Origin of the sequence: Microbacterium sp. NFH-22A-Y (genome assembly GCF_021401375.1) — a bacterium.
GTDB lineage: Bacteria > Actinomycetota > Actinomycetes > Actinomycetales > Microbacteriaceae > Microbacterium > Microbacterium hominis.
On the sequence record NZ_JACBGF010000001.1, the window covers coordinates 821651 to 842650 of the forward strand.

Consider the following 21000-nt stretch of genomic DNA (forward strand, 5'->3'; position numbering starts at 1 on the left):
AAGTTTGAGGCCAGGAGTAACCAAATCGAATGTGAAGATTGATCGAAGTTCACGTTCTGTGACACAATCCCGGACATGACGAACGTCGATGTTCCCTTCGCCGACCTCTCGGGCGCCGCCGACGACGAGGCCGACGCCCTCACGATCGGCCGGCGCATCCGGCAGCTGCGCACCGCCCGCGGCATGACCCTCGACGAGCTCGCGGCGGCCGTCGAGCGCGCGCCGAGCCAGCTGTCGATGATCGAGACGGGCAAGCGCGAGCCCAAGCTCACCCTCCTGCGCACCATCGCGAAGGCCCTCGGGGCGACGGTCGACCAGCTCCTCGAGGCGGAGCCGCTGGACGAGCGCGCCACCCTCGAGATCGCCCTCGAGCGCGCCATGAAGGGCCAGACGTTCCGGGCGCTCGGCATCGAGCCGTTCCGCATCGGCAAGTCGGTCCCCGACGACGCCCTGCGGGCGCTGCTCGCGCTGCAGGGGGAGATCGAGCGGCTCGGCGACGAGCGTTCCGCCACCCCGGAGGAGGCGCGGCGGGCGAACGTGGAGCTGCGCCACCTCATGCGACGGCAGGACAACTACTTCGCCGAGCTGGAGGAGCACGCCCGCGGCATCCTGCGCGCCGTCGACCACCCCGGAGGTCCGCTCACGCAACGCACCGCGTCGGACATCGCCGCCCATCTGGGCTTCTCCCTGCACTACGTCGCCGACCTGCCGGCGTCGACGCGGTCGGTCGCCGACATCAAGCACGGGCGGCTGTACCTCTCGAGCACGGTGCCCGCGAAGGGCGACTCGCGCACGGCCGTGCTGCAGGCGCTCGCGAGTCGCATCCTCGGCCACGCCGAGCCGCGCTCGTACGCCGAGTTCCTGCGCCAGCGCGTGGAGACGAACTACCTCACGGGGGCGCTGCTGATCCCCGAGGATCACGCGGTCCCGGTGCTCCACGACGCGAAGTCGCGCCGCGCGCTGTCGATCGAGGACCTCCGCGATGCGTACTCGGTGTCGTACGAGACCGCGGCGCACCGCTTCACCAACCTGGCCACGCGTCACCTCGGCATCCCGGTGCACTTCCTGAAGGTGCACGAGTCGGGGACCATCACGAAGGCGTACGAGAACGACGACGTGAACTTCCCCTCCGACCGCCTGGGGGCCATCGAGGGGCAGATGTGCTGTCGCCGCTGGACGAGCCGGGTCGTCTTCGACATCCCCGACAAGTTCAACCCGTACTACCAGTACACCGACACCGGCAACGGCACGTTCTGGTGCACCGCGCGCGTGGAGGCCTCGAGCGAGGGCGCGCACTCGGTGTCGGTGGGGGTGCGCTTCGACGACACCAAGTGGTTCGTCGGGCGCGAGACCACCAACCGCGGCGTCTCGCGCCATGCCGTCGAGGTGTGCTGCCGCCGTGCTCCCGCCGAGCTCGAGTCGCAGTGGCGCGACCAGGCCTGGCCCAACGTCCGCACGCCCCGGACGCTGCTGGCGACCCTGCCGACCGGCTCGTTCCCGGGCGTCGACACGACCGACCTCTACGAGTTCCTCGAGGCGCACGCCCCGCGCGACTGAGCGGCTCGCCGCTCCGTCGGCGAGAAACCGTTCTCGCACCGAGAAACGCCGCGCGCAGCGGTGTCTCGGTGCGTCGATGGTGTTTCGCGGGACACTGTCTTGACGAAGGTTATGCGCATAAGTAAAGTGGCCAGCGACACCGCAGCGGGTGTCCCGTTCGAGGAGGAACCATGAAACATGTCCGGCTGGGAGCCGTCGCTCTCGTCGCCATCGGCGCGCTCGCGCTCGCGGGATGCGGTCGCGCAGACGACGCCGCGAGCGCACCCGACAGCGCCACGACCATCGGAAGCGAGCCGGCCACCGGCACGATCACGATGTGGGCGATGGGTGCGGAGGGCGAGGCGCTGCCCGACTTCGTGAAGACGTTCGAAGAGGCCAACCCCGGCGTCACCGTCGAGGTCACGGCGATCCCGTGGGATGCCGCGTACAGCAAGATCCAGACCGCCATCGCCGGCGGCACGACGCCCGACATCGCCATGATGGGTTCGACCTGGATGGCCGACTTCGCCGATGCGTTCCAGACCGTGCCGACCGACCTCGACACCTCCGGGACCTTCCCCGGCGCCGTCGCGTCGACCCAGGTGGGCGACCGCATGACCGGGGCGCCCTGGTACGTCGACACCCGCGTGCTCTACTACCGCACCGACCTCGCCGAGAAGGCGGGCTGGACCACGGCCCCCACCACGTGGGACGAGCTGAGCCAGATGGCCGCCGACATGCAGTCCAAGGCCGGTGCCGAGTACGGCATCCGTCTGCCGGGCGGCAACGACTCGTTCCAGGGCACGCTGTGGATGCCGTGGTCCAACGGCGCCTCGCTCGTCGACGGCGACACCTGGACCGTCGACACGCCGCAGATGGTGGAGGCGTACGAGTACTACCAGAGCTTCTTCCAGAAGGGCATCGCCAACCCGGCGGCCGACCGCTCGTCGGGCGCGCAGGAGGCGGACTTCGTCGCCGGCACGACCCCGATGCTCATCGACGGGCCGTTCATGATCGGCTCGCTCGAGAAGGTCGGCGGGGAGGGTTTCTCCAGCAAGTTCACCACCGCGGTGCTGCCCACGAAGGAGTCGTCCACCTCGTTCAGCGGCGGCGCGAACCTCACGGTCTTCAAGAACTCGAAGAACGCGCACTCCGCCTGGAAGCTCGCGCAGTGGCTGACCGACCCGACGACGCAGGCGCAGTGGTACGAGAAGACCGGTGACCTGCCCGCCGTCCAGGCCGCGTGGAAGGAGCAGGCCCTCGCCTCGCAGCCGACGCTCGCCGCGTTCGGCACGCAGCTCGAGACCGCGAAGTCGGTGCCGGCGACCACGACGTGGGTGCAGGTCGCCGCCGCGGGCGACGCCGTGCTCGAGAAGGTGCGCCTGGGCACCCAGAGCCCTGCAGACGCCATGAAGGAGCTGCAGAGCAAGGCCGACGCCCTCGGAATGGGCTGATCGAGATGACGCAGGCATCACTGGCCGCGACCGGAGCGGCCGCCGCCGTCTCCGGTCGCGGCCGTGGTCGCCGACCCGGGTCGTCCCGGCGTCGGCGTCAGGGATGGATCGCGTGGGGGTTCGCGCTCCCGTTCGTGATCGTGTTCGCGGTCTTCATGATCGTGCCGATCGTGGGCTCGTTCGCGATGTCGTTCACCGACTTCCGCGCGCAGGACATCCGCTCCCCGTTCGCGGTCGACTTCGTGGGCCTCGATCAGTACGTCAAGGTGCTGACCGACCCCACGTTCCTGAAGTCGATGGGCGTGACGGCGACGTTCGTCGTCGTCGGCATCCCCGTGACGATGGCCGTCGCCCTCGCACTGGCGCTCGCCCTGAACTCCGGCGGCGGGCGCATCGTCTCGTTCCTGCGCGTCGGCTTCTACGCACCGGTCGTGACGAGCATCGTCGCCGTCGCGGTGGTGTGGCGCTACATCCTGCAGCCGGACGGGCTGCTCAACAGCGCCCTCGCCGTCGTCGGCATCCAGGGGCCGGACTGGCTCAACGACACCACCTGGGCGCTGCCGTCGCTCATCGCGATGGCGGTGTGGCGCAACGTGGGCACGCTGATGGTGATCTTCCTGGCGGGCCTGCAGGCCATCCCGACCGACGTCAAGGAGGCCGCCATGATGGACGGCGCCTCGGCGTGGCGGCGCCTCACCGCGGTCACGCTGCCGATGCTGCGCCCGACGCTGCTGCTGGGCGCCGTGCTCATCTCGGTCGGCTTCCTGCAGTTCTTCGAGGAGGCCTTCGTGATGACCCAGGGCGGCCCGCTCGACTCGACCCTGTCGGTCGCCTATTACACGTTCAAGCAGTTCGGCTTCGGGCAGTACGGCGTCGCCTCGGCGGCCAGCTACATCCTGTTCCTCGCGATCGCGCTGCTGAGCCTGCTGCAGTTCCGGCTGCTGCGGACGAAGGACTGAGAGGACCCCGCCATGACCGCTCCTGTCACCGCCCGCCCGACGCGGCGCGCGCGCCGCGCCGTCACCGGCCGGGCCGTCACCTACACCGTGCTCGTCGTCGGCCTCATCGTGTGGATGCTGCCGTTCGCCTGGATGCTGCTGGGCTCCGTCAAGACCCAGGCCGAGATCCTGCAGCGCCCGCCCACGTGGTGGCCGCGCGAGTTCACGTGGGACAACTTCGCCCAGTGGTTCGGCCCGCTCGACATCGGCCGCTTCTTCACCAACAGCATCGTCGTGGCACTGCTGACCGTGCTCGGCAACCTCGTGTTCTGCTCGATGGTCGGCTACGCGCTGGCGAAGATGGACTTCCCCGGCAAGAAGATCCTGTTCGCCGTGGTGCTCGTGACGCTCATGGTGCCGGGCGTCGTCACCTTCGTGCCGCTGTTCGTGATGGTCTCCTCGCTCGGGCTGACCAGCAGCTACGCGGCGCTGATCCTGCCGTTCATCACGACGCCGCTCGGCGTGTTCCTCATGCGCCAGTTCATGCTCGGCATCCCCGACGAGCTCATCGAGGCGGCGCGCATCGACGGGGCGGGGGAGCTGCGCATCTTCGCCCGTGTCGTCATGCCGCTGTGCGGGCCGCCGCTGGCGACCCTCGGCATCCTCACCTTCCTCGCGTCGTGGAACAACTTCCTGTGGCCGCTCGTCGCGGCCCAGACCGAGAACATGTACACCCTCCCGGTGGCGCTCTCGCTGTACTCGACCGGACAGAACGCGACCGACTACGGCCTGCTGCTGGCGGGGTCCGTGCTCGTGATCGCGCCGATCCTGCTGCTGTTCGTCTTCCTGCAGCGCTACTTCATCCAGGGCGTCGCCACGACCGGGCTCAAGTGAGCCCCCGCGACCCGCCTCGAGAAAGAGAATCATGACCCCCACGTATCTCACCGCGCCCGACGGCACCCGCTTCCGCGACCTCAACGGCAACGGGGTGATGGATCCGTACGAGGATCCGCGCCGCAGCGCCGACGAGCGCGCCGCCGACCTCGTGGCCCGGATGAGCCTGGAGGAGAAGTGCGGGCTGATGTTCCAGACCGTCATCGAGGTGGGGGAGGAGGGCGAGCTGCTGGAGGCGCCCGGGCGCATCTCGAAGTCGCCGACGACCACGGTCGTCCGCGGCAAGCACCTGTCGCACTTCAACGTGCACGCCATCCGCTCCGCCCGGCAGGCGGCCGTCTGGAACAACAACCTGCAGGCCCTGGCCGCGCAGACTCCGCACGGGGTGCCCGTCACCGTCAGCACCGATCCACGGCACGCGTTCGTCGAGAACACCGGCGTGGGCTTCGCCGCCGGCCCGTTCTCGCAGTGGCCGGAGGGCCTCGGACTGGCGGCGATCGACGACGTCGAGACGGTGCGCCGGTTCGCGGACGTCGCGCGGCAGGAGTACCGCGCCGTCGGCATCCGCGCCGCCCTGCACCCCCAGATCGACCTCGCGACCGAGCCCCGCTGGGGGCGGCAGGCCCAGACCCTCGGGCAGGATGCCGCGCGGGTCGCCGAGTTCACCGCCGCCTATCTGCAGGGCTTCCAGGGTGACGCGCTCGGACCCGACAGTGTCGCGTGCACGACAAAGCACTTCCCGGGCGGCGGTCCGCAGAAGGACGGCGAGGACGCGCACTTCCCGTACGGGCGCGAGCAGGTCTACCCGGGCGGCATGTTCGAGTACCACCTGGAGCCGTTCCGCGAGGCGATCCGCCGCGGCACCGCCGCGATGATGCCGTACTACGGCATGCCCATCGGGCTGGAGCGCAACGGGGTGCCCATCGAAGAGGTCGGCTTCGGCTACAACCGGCAGATCGTCACGGACCTCCTCCGCGGCGAGCTCGGCTTCGACGGGGTCGTCGTCACCGACTGGGAGCTGGTCAACGACAACCACGTCGGCGACCAGGTGCTGCCGGCGCGCGCCTGGGGCGTCGAGGAGCTGTCGCCGAGCGAACGCATGCTCAAGATCCTGGATGCCGGGGCCGACCAGTTCGGCGGCGAGGAGTGCGTCGACCTGCTGATCGAGCTCGTGCGCGCGGGGCGCGTCGACGAGGCCCGCATCGACGCGTCCGCGCTTCGCCTCCTGCGCGTGAAGTTCCAGCTGGGCCTGTTCGACGACCCGTTCGTCGACCCCGACGAGGCGGAGCGCATCGTCGGGAACGCGCAGTTCCGGGCGGAGGGGGAGCGCGCGCAGGCGCGTTCGCTGACGGTGGTGCAGAACCGTCCGACGCCGGGCGCGGATCACCCGGTGCTGCCGCTGAGCGGAGCCGGGCGCCGGGTGTACGTCGAGGGGTTCCGCCCCGAAGACGTCGCCGAGCTGGGCGAGATCGTCGCCGACCCCGCCGACGCGGATCTCGCGCTCGTGCGCCTCGGTGCGCCGTTCGAGCCGCGCGACGACCTCTTCCTCGAGGCGTGGTTCCACCAGGGCTCGCTCGAGTTCCCGCCCGGCCGCGTCTACCGGATGAGGAGCATCGCCGCGCACTGCCCGCTCGTGCTCGTGGTCAATCTCGACCGTCCCGGCATCCTGACCCCGTTCGCGGCGTTCGCGTCGGCGATCGTCGTCGACTTCGGCAGCTCGTCGCGCGCGGTCGTCGACGTGCTCACGGGCCGCATCGCGCCCGAGGGGCGCCTGCCGATCGAGCTGCCGCGCTCGATGGATGCCGTGCGCTCCTCCCGCGAAGATGTACCGTCGGATACGGGCGACCCCCTCTTCCCGGTCCACTTCGGCCTGGAGCTGCCGATGCGGGTCGGAGGCCGCGCCGACGCGTGAGGCGGCCGTGGACACGAGGAGGGGCTGCGCATGAGTGACGCCGGCTCGCGTCGCCCGACGGTCTACGACGTCGCGCAGGAGGCGGGCGTGTCGATCGCGTCGGTGTCGTTCGCCTTCCGCCGGCCCGAGCGCATCAGCGAGGCGACCCGCGAGCGCGTGCTGGCCGCGGCGCGCCGCCTCGGCTACGCCCCGAGCGCCGCCGCCCGCGGGCTCGCGAACGGTCGCACCGGCATCCTGGGCCTGCACGCGTTCGACCTCATGCTCGAGCGGGCCGACCCGAGCGACATCGCGCCGCCGCGGCCCGACACGCGCCGTCCGCCGCTGGATGCCGGGGCCATCATCCCGTGGTCGCAGACAGACGACGAGACGCTGTCCGATCCCCGCGCGTTCCCGCTGTACGTCGACGAGGTCCAGCGCGGCTTCGCGCTGGAGTGCTGGATGCTGGGGCGGCCCGTGGTGCTCTCCAGCGGCTCCGACAGCGACGTCTCGGTGGCCGACACGGCGGGCCGGGTCGACGGTCTGGCGATCTTCCCGTCGCCCGTGCTGCCGACGGCGCTGCTGCGGATGCCCGCGACCATCCCCACGGTGCTGTTCAGCGTCGCCCCGGGCGATGACCCGCACCATCGCGTGCGCGTGGACAATGCGGGCGGCATGAGCGCGCTCGTGGATCATCTCGTGCGCGATCACGGCTACGACGACGTCGCGTTCGTCGGCCGGCAGGAGGGCTTCGACAACGCCGAGCGGTTCGCCGCCTACCGTGCGTCGCTGACCCGCTGGGGTCTGCGCCCGCGCGACGAGCCGATCGACGGGACGGTGCGCGGTCCGCACCGCATGGTCGAGCAGCTGAGCGCGCTGCACGCGAGCGGTGCCCTGCCGCGCGTGCTCGTCTGCGCCACCGATCAGCACGCCCTGATGGCGCTGGATGCCCTCGCCGCGCTCGGCGTGCGGGTGCCCGACGAGGTCGCGGTCACCGGGTTCGACGGCATCCTGGCCGGCCGTCTCAGCACGCCGACGCTCACGTCGGTGCGTCAGCCGATGGAGGCGATGGGCCGCGCCGCCGCCCGCATCCTGGCGGGCACCGCCGGCCCGCTGCCGGAGGGGCAGACGCGCTTCGATGCGGTGTTCGCACCGCGCGTGGTGATCCGCCACAGCTGCGGCTGCTGAGCTCCGGCCCGCGTTCCTGTCAGGTTCCTATGGATGCCGCCGGGGCGGCGGATTCTTGGCCTTGTCTCAGAGCCGCTCGGCGACGCTCGACGCATGACCACCCAGGCCGCCACCCGAGCCACCCGAGCCACCTTCGTCGCCGCCGCACCCGCCGTGCGCGCCCGGTCGTGGCGACCGGTGCGGCGCCTCGTCGCGATCGCCGTCATCTGGGCGACCAGCCTGTTCGTCGTGGCGCTGTGGGTCGCCGGCGGCGCCGTGCAGGATCTGCTCGCGTGGGATGCCGACACCCTCAACACGCTGGGCCGCATCACGGGCCTGGTGTCGGCGAACCTGCTGCTGTACCAGGTGCTGTTGATGGCGCGCGTGCCGCTGTTCGAGCGGGCGTTCGGCCGCGACGCGATCACGCGGATGCACCGCTGGGTCGGCTTCTGGTCGTTCTGGCTGCTGCTGGCCCACATCGCCCTGCTGGTCGCCGGCTACGCGGCGCAGGCGGACGTGAACGTGTTCGTGCAGCTGTGGGACTTCGTCTGGAACTATCCCGGGATGCTGCTCGCCACCGCCGGGACGGGCCTGCTGGTGCTGGTCGTGGTGACGAGCATCCGCCGTGCGCGCCGCGCGATGCGCTACGAGTCGTGGCACCTGCTGCACCTGTACGGCTACCTCGGCGTGGGCCTCGCGATCCCGCACATGCTGTGGACCGGCGCGGACTTCGCGGCGCATCCGCTCGCCGAGGTCTACTGGTGGGGGCTGTGGGCCGTCACGGCGGCGGCGGTGTTGGTGTACCGGGTCGGCCTTCCGCTGTGGCGATCGGCACGCCACGGCATCCGCGTCACGGCCGTGGAGGCCGACGGCCCGGTCGGCGTCGTGGTGCGCATGCGCGGCCGCAGGCTCGGGCGGCTCGGCGCCCGTGCGGGGCAGTTCTTCGTGTGGCGCTTCCTGGACGGCCCCGGCTGGACGAGGGGGCACCCGCTGTCGCTCGCCGCCGACCCGCGCCGCGGGGAGCTGGTCGTCGCGGCCCGCATGGTCGGAGACGGCACCCGGCGCCTGGCGACGCTGCGCCCCGGCACGCGCGTGCTCATCGAGGGGCCGTACGGAGAGTTCACGGGGGAGGCCCGCACCCGGCGGGGCCTGCTCCTGCTCGGCGCGGGCGCGGGCGTCGCACCCCTCGTGGCGTTGCTCGAGGCCGAGCCGTACGCTCCCGGGGAGGCGACGCTCGTGACGCGCGACCACGCGCCGGCCGAGGCGATGCGGACGGCGGCCATCGACCGCCTCGTGCGCGACCGCGGCGTCCGCCACGTCGCGCTCCACGGCCCACGGCGGGTCGAGGGCTCCACGTGGATGCCGGCGCACTTCGCCGACGGACGGGGCGCCGAGCTGCTGCGACGGCTGGTGCCGGCCCTCGACGAGCACGACGTGTTCCTCTGCGGACCCGAGCCCTGGATGGCCGCCGTCCGGCGCGACCTGCGCGCCGCGGGCGTGAGCGCCGACCGGATCCACAGCGAAGCCTTCGGCGTCTGACGCCGGGAGAGGAGACGACGATGAAGAAGATCGTCTACGCGATACTCGCGACCCTGAGCGGGCTCGTCCTGCTCTTCAGCTACCGCACGTCGTTGCCCGAGGATCAGGCGTCCGCGGCCACGGACACGGCCACCGCCGCCGCCCGCACCGCGACGGCGCCGACCGCGACGACGCCGACGACGACGCCGCGCGCCACCGCGACGGCCGCCGCGCCCACACCGTCCGCGACGGCCTCGTCGGGCACCGGCCTCGCCGACGGCACCTACACGGGCGCCGCCGCCGACACCCGCTACGGCGCCGTGCAGGTGCAGATCACGGTGGCGGGCGGTGTCATCACGGACGTGCAGACCCCCCAGTACCCGAGCAGCAACGGCCGCGACCGGCAGATCAACCAGAGCGCGCTGCCCCGCCTGATCTCGGAGACGAAGGCCGCCCAGAGCGCCGCCATCGACATGGTCTCGGGGGCGACCTACACCAGCGACGGCTACATCGCGTCGCTGCAGTCGGCGATCGATCAGGCGGCGGCGTGAACGCGCCGCGGCGGCAGGCCTGGACGGCCGCGGTCATGGGCACCACCGTCAGCATCCACGTGATCGCCGCGGGCGCCGTGCCGCCGCGTGCCGCGGACGCCGCGGCATCCACGATCGCGGCGCTGCGCGAGCTCGACGCCCTCTTCTCGCCGTTCCGATCCGCCTCGCAGGTCTCACGGCTGCGTCGCGGGGAGCTGGCGCTCGCCGACGCCGATCCGCGGCTGCGGGAGGTGGCGCAGGCCTGCGCCACGCTCGAGACCGCCACCGGCGGCCGCTTCAGCGCCTCCTGGCGCGGCGGATTCGATCCCACCGGCTACGTGAAGGGCTGGGCGGCCGACCGCTCCGCCGACGCGCACCTGGTCCCCCTCCTCGAGGGCGGCGACGTCGTGGCCGTCGGGATCAACGTCGGCGGCGATCTGCGGGTGTGGACGGCCGCCGACGCGGACTGGTCGTGGCGCATCGGCATCGCCGACCCGCGCCTCCCGGGCGCGCTGCTGGCGACCGTCGAGCTGCGGGCCGGCGCCGTGGCGACATCCGGGACGGCGGAGCGGGGAGCGCACCTGATCGACCCGCGGTCGGGCAAGCCGGTGCCCGGTCTCGTCAGCGCCACCGTCGTCGCCGACGACCTCACCACCGCCGACGCGTGGGCGACGGCGGTCGCCGTCTCGGCAGACGACGACCTCGGCTGGCTGTGGGGTGCGCCGCTGCGCTCCGGACTGGTCGCCGCCGCGACGGACGGCCCCGGCGGCGAGCCCGCGTCGCTCCGCGTGCGCCGGTGGCTCGGCGGCGTGGGCGTGGAGACGGTCATCCACGCGGCGGCCTGATCGCGCCGCGGCAGGCGGCCGGGCGCGGGCCGAGCCGTCGTCAGGCGGCGGGCAGCCGCAGCACCATCGTCGTCCCGCGCGAGGAGGTCGACTCGATGCCCACCGTGCCGCCCACCGTCGTGGCCGCCTCGCGCACCAGTGCGAGCCCCAGACCGAAGCCCCGCCGCCTCCCCGACTCCGGACCGCGGGCGAACCGCTCGAAGATCCGGTCGCGATCGGCGTCGGAGATGCCGGCGCCGGCATCGTGCACCCGCACCTCGACGGTGTCGCCCGACGTCGCCGCGGAGATCTCGACGGTCGCCCCCGTCGGCGAATGCTGCACGGCGTTGTCCAGCAGCGCCACGCACAGCCGGGTGAGGGTGACGCGCGGCATCCGGACCAGAGCGGCGCTCGCGCCGGTGACGACGACCGCGACCCCGGCCTCCTCGGCGAGCGGCGCGATGGTCGCCGTGGCGGCGGCGATCGCGTCCGCCACCGGCGTGGGGGTGCGCTCCGAGGCGCTGCCCTCCGCGGTCAGCAGCATGTCGGTGAGCACCTCGTCCATCACGGCCGCGTCGGAGCGCAGCGCGGCGAGGGTGGCCGTCAGGTCCTCGCCTCGACGGTGGCGCCGTTCGAGGATCTGCACCCGGCTCGTGAGGGCCGTCAGCGGCGTGCGCATCTCGTGGCTCGCGTCGGCCACGAACCCCCGTTGGAGGCGCAGCGCCGTGGCGAGAGGAGTGACCGCCCGCCGCGCGGCGAACCAGGCGACGAGGGCGAGCAGCACCACGCCCGCCACCCCGAGCGCGATCACCCAGGGCAGCACGTGGTCGACGTCGACCACGATCCGGTCGCCGTCCGGGCCGGGGCGGCCCGCGTCCCCGCCGCCCCGGTGCGCCTCGGGGCGCGCCGACAGCAGCAGGATCGAGACGAGCACGGCGACACCGGCGGTCACCACGACGGCGGAGGCGACGCCCACCAGGACGCCCACGTTCAGCGCCGCGCGGTGCAGGCGGCGGCGGTCGGCGTCGTCGCTCATGCGCTGCTCCCGGCGCGGTAGCCGCGGCCCCGCACGGTCTCGATGATCTCGGGCGACGCCTTCCGGCGGATGTAGTGGACGTAGGTGTCGACCGAGCTGAGCGCATCGTCCGAGGAGAAGACGGCACCGAGGATCTCGTCGCGCGAGAACACGTGCTCGGGGCTCTCCGCGAGCAGAGCGAGCAGCCGCGCCTCCGTCGCCGTCAGGGCGATGCGCTCCCCGCCCGCCCCGTACAGGGCCGCCGACTCGGCGATGAAGGTCCAGTCGCCGAGGTGGCGCCGCCGCCCCTCCGCCCGGTGGCCGCGCACCAGGGCGCGCAGCCGCGCGAGCAGCTCGTCGAAGTCGAAGGGCTTCACGAGGTAGTCGTTGGCCCCGGCATCCAGGCCGTCGACCCGATCCGACACGGCGCCCAGCGCGGTCAGCAGCAGGACCGGTGTCGTCAGGCGGGCGGTGCGCACGGCCTGCACCAGCTCGACGCCGTCGAGCCCGGGCAGGCGGCGGTCGACCACGAGCACGTCGAAGCGTTCGGCCAGCGCGCGGTCGCGGGCCGCGCGGCCGTCCGTGAGGTGCGTGACCTCATAGACCTCCGAGAGCACCTCGACGGTCATCCCGGCGATCGTCGGGTCGTCCTCGACGTAGAGCAGCCGTGGTCGGGCACCGTCGCGCGACATGCGTCCTCCGTTCCTGTCCGCCATCATCCACCCACACGCACGCCAAGAGTCCGCCAAGAATCCCGCGCGCGTCTCAGTCCGACGCGACCAGCGCGGCCCACAGCTCCGCCCGTGCCGGGAACCGGGACAGGTCCACGCCGAGCAGCTGCTGCGCGTGCGCGACGCGGGCGCGCACGGTGTGCCGATGGATGCCGAGGCTGCGCGCCGCCTCGTCGATGCGGGCATCGTGCGCCAGCCACGTGCGCACCGTCTCGATCAGCGCCGTCCCGTGGGCCGCGTCGTGCGCGCGCAGGGGACGCAGGCGCGCGTCGGCCAGGGCCCGCGCGGCGGGGGAGTCGAGGCTCGACAGCACGCCGGCGGCATCCGCGAAGCGTCCCACCCGCCCGGGCGCGGCGGTGCGCAGGGCGGTGAGGGCTTGCGCGTGCGCCCGCGCGAACGCCGCGTACTCGGCGGGCTCCGAGACCCCCACGGCGGCGTCGAGCAGCCCCGAGAGCGCCTCGGCGGCCCGCTCGTCGCCGGCGGGTTCGACGAGGACGATGCCGTCGGAGCTGCGGGCGTAGAAGAGGCCGCCGCGCTCGGCCGCGCGCAGCTCGAGCCAGTCGACGGCGGCGTCCGTACGCCCGGGGGAGACGTTGGCCACCGCGACCACGACGGGCGCCGCCGGCAGCGGGCCCCACAGCTCCCGCGACACCCGCCGGGCCAGCTGGGGGTCGTCGGACAGCAGTGTCTGCAGCAGGCCCGTGCGCAGGGCCGAGCGGGCCCGGCCGAGGCCGACGTTCTGTTCGAGGGCGAGCCCGGCCATCGCGATCACCGAGGTCACGACGCTGCGCCCCTCCAGATCGAGGTCGGCGCCCACGATCGCGATGAGGCCGCGCAGGTGGCCGCCGCGGCCGAGCGTCTGCATCGTGACGTGGCGGTCGCCGATGTCGAGGGTCGAGGCGGCGCGCGCGCCGCGGCGGAGGACGGCCCCGGCCTCGGTCGCGAGCGCCGCGAGCGCGGCCTCGTCGAGGGCGTCGGAGGGGGCGCTCTGGGTGAGCGTGCCCGCCGCATCGAACAGCCCGACCCACGCGCCGAGCTGCGCCGCGAGCTCCGCCACCGTCGCGGCGAGCCCGTCGGGGCGCAGGGCGGCGAGCGAGATGGCGCGCTGCGCCGAGAGCGCCCACGTGCGCCGGGCGTACGCCTGGGCGGCGATCGCCTCCGCGTTCGCGCGGGCGAGGGCGATGAACGGGGTGCGGTAGGGCACCTCGAACAGCGGCATCCGCTCGGCGCGGCACGCCTTGACGAGGGCGGGCGGGATGCCGTCGCGGACGACCTCGGTGCCGAAGCCGAGGCCGCGCACGCCGCGGGTGCGCAGTCGTGCGACGTAAGCCGTGTACCCGTCGAGGTCGCCGTCGGGCGCGGGGCCCGCCCCCACGAACTGGGTGCCGGTGGTCAGCAGCAGGAGGTCGTCGGCCAGGAAGGGCGTCGGATCGGCGAGGTCCGAGCTGTGCACCCACCGCAGCGGGGCCTCCAGCGCTCCCGCGTCGAGGTCGTCCGGATCCGACGCGAGGCGCAGATCGAGGTCGCGGCGCGCGAGGAGCGCGCGCAGGGTGGGCTGCGGATCGGTCACGGCGGGGCCTCCTCGGCGCGCTGCGGGGCCGCGCGCGGCGGTGCGGTCTGCGGGTCGACGGGCGCACCTCGCTGTACGCGATGTATGCCCTTCGACTCAGAATGTACACGGCGGAAGGTGTGACGCGGGGCTCGCGGCTCATACGCTCCCGGCATGAGCATCATCGACAGCGCCGTCGTCGGCGGACCGACCCTGGCGCAGGAGCGCCGCCTCGTCACCAGCATCCCCGGCCCTCGCTCGCAGGAGCTGCTGGCCCGCAAGAGCGCCGCCGTCGCCGCGGGTGTCGCGCACACGGTGCCGATCGAGGCCGTCGCCGCGGGCGGCGGGGTCGTCGTGGATGCCGACGGGAACTCGCTCATCGATCTCGGCAGCGGCATCGCGGTGACCAGCGTCGGAAACGCGAACCCGCGCGTCGTGGCGGCCGTGCAGGCCGCGGTCGCCCAGATGACCCACACGTGCTTCATGATCTCGCCCTACGAGTCCTACGTCGCCGTCGCCGAGCGGCTGAACCGGCTGACCCCGGGCGACCACGAGAAGAAGTCCGCGCTGTTCAACTCGGGCGCCGAGGCCGTCGAGAACGCGATCAAGATCGCCCGGAAGGCGACCGGACGTCAGGCCGTCGTCGCCTTCGACCACGCCTACCACGGCCGCACGAACCTGACGATGGCCCTCACCGCCAAGTCGATGCCGTACAAGAGCGGCTTCGGGCCGTTCGCCTCCGAGGTCTATCGGGTGCCCGCGTCCTACCCGTTCCGCGACGGCCTGAGCGGTGCGGACGCCGCGGCCAGGGCCATCTCACTGATCGAGAAGCAGATCGGCGCCGACAACCTCGCCGCCGTCATCATCGAGCCCATCCAGGGCGAGGGCGGCTTCATCGTCCCCGCCGAGGGGTTCCTTCCGGCGGTCGTGGACTGGTGCCGCGCGAACGGCGTCGTCTTCATCGCCGACGAGGTCCAGACGGGCTTCGCCCGCACCGGCGAGATGTTCGCGAGCGACCTGTTCGGCATCGTCCCCGACCTCATCACGACCGCGAAGGGCATCGCCGGGGGCATGCCGCTGGCGGCGGTCACCGGTCGCGCCGAGATCATGGACGCGACCCACGGCGGCGGTCTGGGCGGCACGTACGGCGGCAACCCCGTGGCCTGTGCCGCCGCGCTCGCCGCGATGGACGCGTTCGAGAACGACGGGCTGCTCGAGCGGGCACGAGAGATCGGGGGGATCCTCCGTGCCCGCTTCGAGTCGCTGCAGGGCTCCGACGCCCGCATCGGCGACGTCCGCGGCGCCGGCGCCATGATCGCCGTCGAGTTCGTCGACCCCGCCACGAAGGCACCGGATGCCGCGCTGACCGCGGCGGTCGCCAAAGCGGCGATCGCGCAGGGCGTCATCGTCCTCACGTGCGGCACCTACGGCAACGTCATCCGCTTCCTGCCGCCGCTGACGATCTCGGACGACCTCCTCGCCGAGGGCGTCGACGTGGTCGCCGCCGCCGTCGCCGCCCACGCCGCCGTCGCCGCCCACTGAGCCCGCCCCGGCACCACGCCATCACCCCACCCCATGTCCCACTTGCGCCCGGCGATGTCCCACTTTCGGTCTTCCAGAGGCCACTGTGACAGCGCTTATTGGGACATCGTGCGGGAGCACCACGCAACCGGACCCACGACAGAGGAGACACCATGACCGAGATCACACGTGACGTCGTCGTCATCGGAGCGGGCGCGGCGGGCCTGACGGCCGCGAACCAGCTCAAGAAGGCCGGTCTGTCGGTGGCCGTGCTCGAGGCGCGCGATCGCGTCGGCGGCCGGCTGTGGACCGACACGATCGAGGGCGCGATGCTCGAGATCGGCGGCCAGTGGGTCTCGCCCGACCAGGACGCGCTGAAGGAGACCATCGCGGAGCTGGGCCTGGAGACCTTCGACCGCTACCGCGAGGGCGACAGCGTCTACATCGGACCCGACGGGGTGGCCCACCGCTACACCGGCGACATGTTCCCCGTGAGCGCCGAGACCGAGCGGATCATCGCCGAGGTGACCGCGCGCCTGGACGCGATGGTCGCCGAGATCGACCCCGACCGCCCGTGGGCCCACCCGAAGGCCGCCGAGTGGGACACCGTCTCCTGGGATGCCTGGCTGCGCGAGCAGACCGACGACGACGAGGCCATCCGCAACCTCGCCTTCCCGACGGGCTCGGCGATGCTCACCAAGCCGACGCACTCGTTCTCGCTGCTGCAGTCGCTGCTGATGGCGGCATCCGCCGGCAGCTACACCCACCTCGTCGACGCCGACTTCATCCTCGACAAGCGCGTCGTCGGCGGTCTGCAGCAGGTGCCGCTGCTGCTCGCCGAGCGCCTGGGCGACGACGTCTTCCTGGGCCAGCCGGTGCGCACCCTCGAGTACACCGAGGGCGAAGGCGTCGTCGCCGTCGCCGAGGGGGTGACGGTGCGGGCCCGTCACGCGATCCTCGCGCTGGCCCCCGTGCTCTACAACCGCATCTCGTTCGTCCCGCCGCTGCCGCGTCTGCAGCACCAGATGCACCAGCACATCTCGATGGGCTTCGTCATCAAGGTGCACGCCGTGTACGAGACGCCCTTCTGGCGCGAGAAGGGCCTGTCCGGCACCGCGTTCAGCCCCTACGAGCTCTCGCACGAGGCCTACGACAACACGAACCACGGCGACGAGCGCGGCACCCTGGTCGGCTTCGTGTCCGACCGCACCGCGGACGACCTGTTCCGCCTCAGCGCCGCGGAGCGCAAGGAGCGCATCCTCGAGTCGCTGAGCCACTACTACGGCCCCGAGGCGAAGGACCCCGTCGTCTACTACGAGAGCGACTGGGGCAGCGAGGAGTGGACGCGCGGCGCGTACGCGGCATCCTTCGACCTCGGCGGGCTCCACCGCTACGGCGCCGACCTGCGCACGCCCGTCGGGCCGATCCACTTCGCCTGCAGCGACATGGCCGGCGCGGGCTACCAGCACGTCGACGGCGCCATCCGGATGGGACGCGTCGCGGCGCAACAGATCCTCGACGAGATCCGCGCATGAGCGGTCACCTCGTCGTCGGCTACACCGCGACCAAGCCCGGTCGCGACGCCGTCGCGTTCGCCGCGCGGCTCGCGGCGGCCCTGGACGCCGTGCTCGACGTCGCGATCATCCTGCCCAGCGCGGACCGCAGCGTCATCACCCCGCCGGATGCCGGCTACGACCGTCACCTGCACGCGCAGGCCCAGACGTGGATCGCGCAGGCGATCGACCGCATCCCCGCGAACGTCGTGGCGCACGCCCACGTCCGGCCGGCGGAGTCGTTCGCCGAGGGCCTGGTGACCCTCGCCGACGAGCTGAGGGCCTCGTACATCGTGGTCGGCGCCGCCGACGGCGGCTCGCGCGGCCGCCACCGTCTGGGCTCGACGACGACCGAGCTGCTGCACTCCTCCGACGTGCCGGTCGTGCTCGTGCCGCGCGGTGCGCGCAAGATCGCGCCGGAGACCGGCATCGCACGTCTCACGGTGGCGATCGGCACCCGACCCGGCGCCGACGCGCTGATCACCGAGACGGCCGAGCTCGCCGGCGCCATCGGCGCGCCGGTCCGGCTGCTCTCGCTGCTGCCGGTCGACCTGCCGCCGTCGGCCGACACCGCGGCGATCCGCATCGCCGGCACGACCGAAGCCGACGAGGTGCTCGCCGCGGCGCGCGCCGAGCTTCCCGCGGGCCTGCGCACCGACGTGGCGGTCGCCGCGGGCGACAGCATCGAGGAGGCGGTGTCGTACCTCGACTGGCTTCCCGGCGAGGTCGTGCTGGTCGGCTCGAGCCGACTCGCCCAGCCGCGACGGCTGTTCCTCGGCTCCACCGCGGCCAAGATGCTCCACGAGATCACCGTCCCGGTGATCGTCGTCCCCCGCACCCGTTCCCACTCCGAGGAGGCTCGACGATGAGCGCACCCTCCGCATCCGACGCGCCGGCCGTGCCCGCCGAGACCGGCGGCCTGTCCAGCAAAGGGCTGAGCGCCGGCACGATCGGTCTCATCGGCGCCGTCGTCATCGGCATCTCGTGCATCGCCCCGGCCTACACCTTCACGGCGGCCGTGGGGCCCACGGCATCCGCCGTCGGCGCACAGATCCCGGCGATCATCCTCGTCGGCTTCATCCCCATGCTGCTGGTGGCCTTCGGCTACCGCGAGCTGAACAACCGCATGCCGGATGCCGGGACCAGCTTCACCTGGGCGGCGCGCGCGTTCGGCCCGTGGGTCGGGTGGATGGCCGGGTGGGGCCTGGTGGTGGCGACCATCCTCGTGCTGTCGAACCTCGCCGGCGTCGCGGTCGACTTCCTGTTCCTGCTGCTGTCGCAGGTCACGGGCAACGCGGAGATCGCCGACCTGGCCGCGAACACCTGGATCAACGTCGGCGTGTGCCTGCTGTTCATGCTGGCGGCGACCTTCATCTCCTACCGCGACATGCAGACCACCCAGAAGCTGCAGTACGTGCTGGTCACCTTCCAGGTGGCCGTGCTGCTGTTCTTCGCGATCGCGGCGATCGTGGAGGCCGTGGGCGGCAAGGGCTTCGACTTCCAACCGTTCGACATCGGCTGGTTCAACCCGTTCGCCGTCGGCTCGTTCAGCGCGTTCGCGGCGGGCCTGTCGCTGTCGATCTTCATCTTCTGGGGGTGGGACGTCACCCTCACCATGAACGAGGAGACGAAGGATCCCGAGAAGACCCCGGGCCGCGCCGCGACGATCACGGTGCTCACGATCGTCTCGATCTACCTGCTGCTCGCGGTCGCCATGATCATGTACGCCGGTGTCGGCACGGGAGAGCTCGGCCTCGGCAACGAGGGCATCCAGGAGAACGTGTTCTTCCACCTGTCCGGGCCGATCCTCGGTCCCCTGGCGTTCCTGGTGTCGCTGGCCGTGCTCACCTCCTCGGCGTCGTCGTTGCAGTCGACGTTCGTGGGACCCGCGCGCACGCTCCTGTCGATGGGGCACTACGGCGCGCTTCCGCCCGCGTTCGCCCGGGTGAGCCCGCGGTTCTTCACGCCGGGCTTCGCCACGATCGTCTCGGCGATCGTCGCCTCGGCGTTCTACGCCGTCATGCGCGTCGTGAGCGAGAACACGCTGTGGGACACGATCCTGACCCTCGGCATGATGATCTGCTTCTACTACGGCATCACGGCGTTCGCCTGCGTCTGGTACTTCCGCAAGCAGTGGTTCGACTCGGTGCGCAACGTCTTCTTCACCTTCCTGTTCCCGCTCGTCGGCGGGGCCATCCTCGCCGTCCTGTTCTTCACGACGCTGTTCGACTCGATGGACCCGGCCTACGGGTCGGGGGCCAACGTCGGCGGCGTCGGGATCGTCTTCATCCTCGGCATGCTCATCATCGTGGTGGGCATCGTCCTCATGATCTGGCAGTTCGTGAAGCGCCCCGCCTTCTTCCGGGGCGAGACGCTGTCCACGGACGCCCCCGCCAGCACCCGTCGCCTGAAGGAGGCCGCACGTTGATCAGCGAAAGCGCACTGCTCGAGAAGGTTCCCCGCGGACTGTTCATCGCCGGGGAGTGGGTGGACGGCTCCGCCGGCACCTTCCCGGTGGTCGATCCGGCGACCGGCGACACCCTCGTCGAGATCGCGGACGCGTCGCCCGAGGACGGCATCCGTGCCCTCGACGCCGCGGTCGCGGCGCAGGAGGAGTGGGCGGCCACCGCTCCGCGCGTGCGCAGCGACATCCTGCGCCGGGCGTTCGACCTGCTCACCGCCCGCGCCGACGAGTTCGCCCTGCTGATGACCCTGGAGATGGGAAAGCCCCTCGCCGAAGCGCGCGGGGAGGTCACCTACGGCGGCGAGTTCCTGCGCTGGTTCAGCGAGGAGGCGGTGCGCATCGCCGGCCGCTACGGCTCCAACCCGGAGGGCACCGGGCGGATGATCGTCAGCCAGCGCCCGGTGGGACCGTGCTTCTTCATCACGCCGTGGAACTTCCCGCTGGCGATGGCGACCCGCAAGATCGCTCCCGCGCTCGCCGCGGGGTGCACCCTGGTGGTCAAGCCCGCCGAGCTCACCCCGCTGACGACGCTCGCCTTCGTCGACCTGCTCGTCGAGGCGGGTCTGCCCGCGGGTGTCGTCAACGTGGTCACCACGACGCGCTCGGGTGCACTCTCGGCACCGATCATCGCCGACCCCCGCCTGCGCAAGCTGTCGTTCACGGGATCGACGCCGGTGGGCAAGAAGCTCATCGCGCAGGCGGCCGAGGGCGTGCTCCGGGTGTCGATGGAGCTCGGCGGCAATGCGCCGTTCGTGGTCTTCGACGACGCCGACCTCGACAAGGCGGTCGACGGGGCGATGCTCGCGAAGTTCCGCAACATCGGGCAGGCCTGCACCGCCGCGAACCGCTTCATCGTGCACGAGTCCGTCGCGGCGGAGTTCGCCCGACGCGTCACCGCGCGCGTGGACGCCATGCGCGTGGGCCGCGGCACGGAGGACGGGGTGCAGATCGGCCCGCTCATCGACCGCAAGGCGGTCGAGGGCACCGAGGCGCTGGTGTCGGATGCCGTCTCCCGCGGAGCCCGGCTGCTCACCGGTGGCGAGGCCATCGACGGACCCGGGACCTTCTTCGCCCCCACGGTGCTCACCGACGTCGCCGCCGGCAGCGACATCCTGCGCGAGGAGATCTTCGGCCCGGTGCTGGCGATCGCGACGTTCGGGAGCGAGGACGAGGCGGTGCGCCTGGCCAACGACACGGAGTACGGCCTCGTCTCCTACGTCTTCACCGAGGACCTTGCCCGGGGCCTGCGGATGATCGACCGCCTCGAAACCGGCATGATGGGGCTGAACGCGGGCGTCGTGTCCAACGCGGCGGCACCGTTCGGCGGCGTCAAGCAATCGGGCATGGGGCGCGAGGGCGGCCTGGAGGGCATCCACGAGTACCTGTCGACGAAGTACACGCTGATCCCCGCCACCTGA

General features: G+C 72.2%; 17 protein-coding genes. 14 read left to right on the forward strand and 3 right to left on the reverse strand.

Translation table 11 applies throughout. The annotated features are described in order from the left end of the window. The first annotated feature begins 75 nt into the window (after positions 1-75). The 9 genes from L0965_RS03940 (at position 76) to L0965_RS03980 (ending at position 10770) form a co-directional block, all read left to right on the forward strand. Complete coding sequence (locus L0965_RS03940) at positions 76-1557, forward strand: helix-turn-helix transcriptional regulator (protein WP_101305740.1); 1482 nt, start codon at positions 76-78, stop codon at positions 1555-1557. A gap of 170 nt (positions 1558-1727) precedes the next feature. Further along, on the forward strand, positions 1728-2990 hold the full coding sequence (locus tag L0965_RS03945) for an extracellular solute-binding protein (protein WP_060960393.1): 1263 nt from the start codon (positions 1728-1730) through the stop codon (positions 2988-2990). Positions 2991-2995: 5 nt separating this feature from the next. Beyond that, the gene (locus tag L0965_RS03950; RefSeq protein WP_101305741.1) at positions 2996-3949 is read left to right on the forward strand and encodes a carbohydrate ABC transporter permease; all 954 of its coding nucleotides are present in this window, start codon (positions 2996-2998) and stop codon (positions 3947-3949) included. Positions 3950-3961: 12 nt separating this feature from the next. Continuing rightward, positions 3962-4822 carry a carbohydrate ABC transporter permease gene (locus L0965_RS03955; RefSeq protein WP_060960395.1) on the forward strand — a complete coding sequence of 287 codons (861 nt, stop codon included), beginning with the start codon at positions 3962-3964 and terminating at the stop codon, positions 4820-4822. A 31-nt stretch (positions 4823-4853) separates the two neighbouring features. Next, the gene (locus L0965_RS03960) at positions 4854-6734 is read left to right on the forward strand and encodes a glycoside hydrolase family 3 protein (protein ID WP_101305742.1); all 1881 of its coding nucleotides are present in this window, start codon (positions 4854-4856) and stop codon (positions 6732-6734) included. Between the two features lie 30 nt (positions 6735-6764). Next, entirely contained in the window at positions 6765-7898 is a 1134-nt protein-coding gene (locus L0965_RS03965) for a LacI family DNA-binding transcriptional regulator (RefSeq protein ID WP_061782315.1), read from the forward strand. Between the two features lie 93 nt (positions 7899-7991). Next, on the forward strand, positions 7992-9416 hold the full coding sequence (locus L0965_RS03970) for a ferric reductase-like transmembrane domain-containing protein (RefSeq protein WP_101305743.1): 1425 nt from the start codon (positions 7992-7994) through the stop codon (positions 9414-9416). A 20-nt stretch (positions 9417-9436) separates the two neighbouring features. Further along, positions 9437-9946: an FMN-binding protein gene (locus L0965_RS03975; RefSeq protein ID WP_101305744.1), complete on the forward strand. Its 510-nt coding sequence runs from the start codon at positions 9437-9439 to the stop codon at positions 9944-9946. Further along, positions 9943-10770, forward strand: coding sequence for an FAD:protein FMN transferase (locus L0965_RS03980; protein ID WP_101305745.1), 828 nt, complete (start codon positions 9943-9945; stop codon positions 10768-10770). The genes L0965_RS03975 and L0965_RS03980 overlap by 4 nt, the downstream gene beginning before the upstream one ends. 40 nt (positions 10771-10810) lie before the next feature. Here L0965_RS03980 and L0965_RS03985 read toward each other — a convergent pair whose 3' ends face one another. The 3 genes from L0965_RS03985 to L0965_RS03995 all read right to left on the reverse strand — a co-directional run bounded on the left by L0965_RS03985 (position 10811) and on the right by L0965_RS03995 (position 14065). Continuing rightward, positions 10811-11785 (reverse strand): sensor histidine kinase KdpD, encoded by a 975-nt coding sequence (locus tag L0965_RS03985; protein ID WP_061782319.1) that lies wholly within the window; start codon positions 11783-11785, stop codon positions 10811-10813. Beyond that, a complete protein-coding gene (locus tag L0965_RS03990) occupies positions 11782-12456 on the reverse strand; it encodes a response regulator transcription factor (protein WP_061782320.1) in 675 nt (224 codons plus the stop codon). Before L0965_RS03990 ends, L0965_RS03985 begins: the two co-directional genes overlap by 4 nt. 73 nt (positions 12457-12529) lie before the next feature. Beyond that, complete coding sequence (locus L0965_RS03995) at positions 12530-14065, reverse strand: PucR family transcriptional regulator (protein ID WP_101305746.1); 1536 nt, start codon at positions 14063-14065, stop codon at positions 12530-12532. A gap of 153 nt (positions 14066-14218) precedes the next feature. On the opposite strand from L0965_RS03995, the gene gabT reads away from it, so the two are divergent. The 5 genes from gabT (at position 14219) to L0965_RS04020 (ending at position 21000) form a co-directional block, all read left to right on the forward strand. Then, positions 14219-15586, forward strand: coding sequence for a 4-aminobutyrate--2-oxoglutarate transaminase (gabT, locus tag L0965_RS04000; RefSeq protein ID WP_061782322.1), 1368 nt, complete (start codon positions 14219-14221; stop codon positions 15584-15586). Between the two features lie 152 nt (positions 15587-15738). Beyond that, positions 15739-17100, forward strand: a complete 1362-nt coding sequence (locus tag L0965_RS04005; RefSeq protein ID WP_060959222.1) for an NAD(P)/FAD-dependent oxidoreductase — start codon at positions 15739-15741, stop codon at positions 17098-17100. Continuing rightward, entirely contained in the window at positions 17097-17987 is an 891-nt protein-coding gene (locus tag L0965_RS04010; protein ID WP_060959221.1) for a universal stress protein, read from the forward strand. The genes L0965_RS04005 and L0965_RS04010 overlap by 4 nt, the downstream gene beginning before the upstream one ends. Continuing rightward, positions 17984-19546, forward strand: coding sequence for an APC family permease (locus tag L0965_RS04015; RefSeq protein ID WP_060959220.1), 1563 nt, complete (start codon positions 17984-17986; stop codon positions 19544-19546). The genes L0965_RS04010 and L0965_RS04015 overlap by 4 nt, the downstream gene beginning before the upstream one ends. Then, complete coding sequence (locus L0965_RS04020; protein WP_101305747.1) at positions 19543-21000, forward strand: NAD-dependent succinate-semialdehyde dehydrogenase; 1458 nt, start codon at positions 19543-19545, stop codon at positions 20998-21000. The genes L0965_RS04015 and L0965_RS04020 overlap by 4 nt, the downstream gene beginning before the upstream one ends.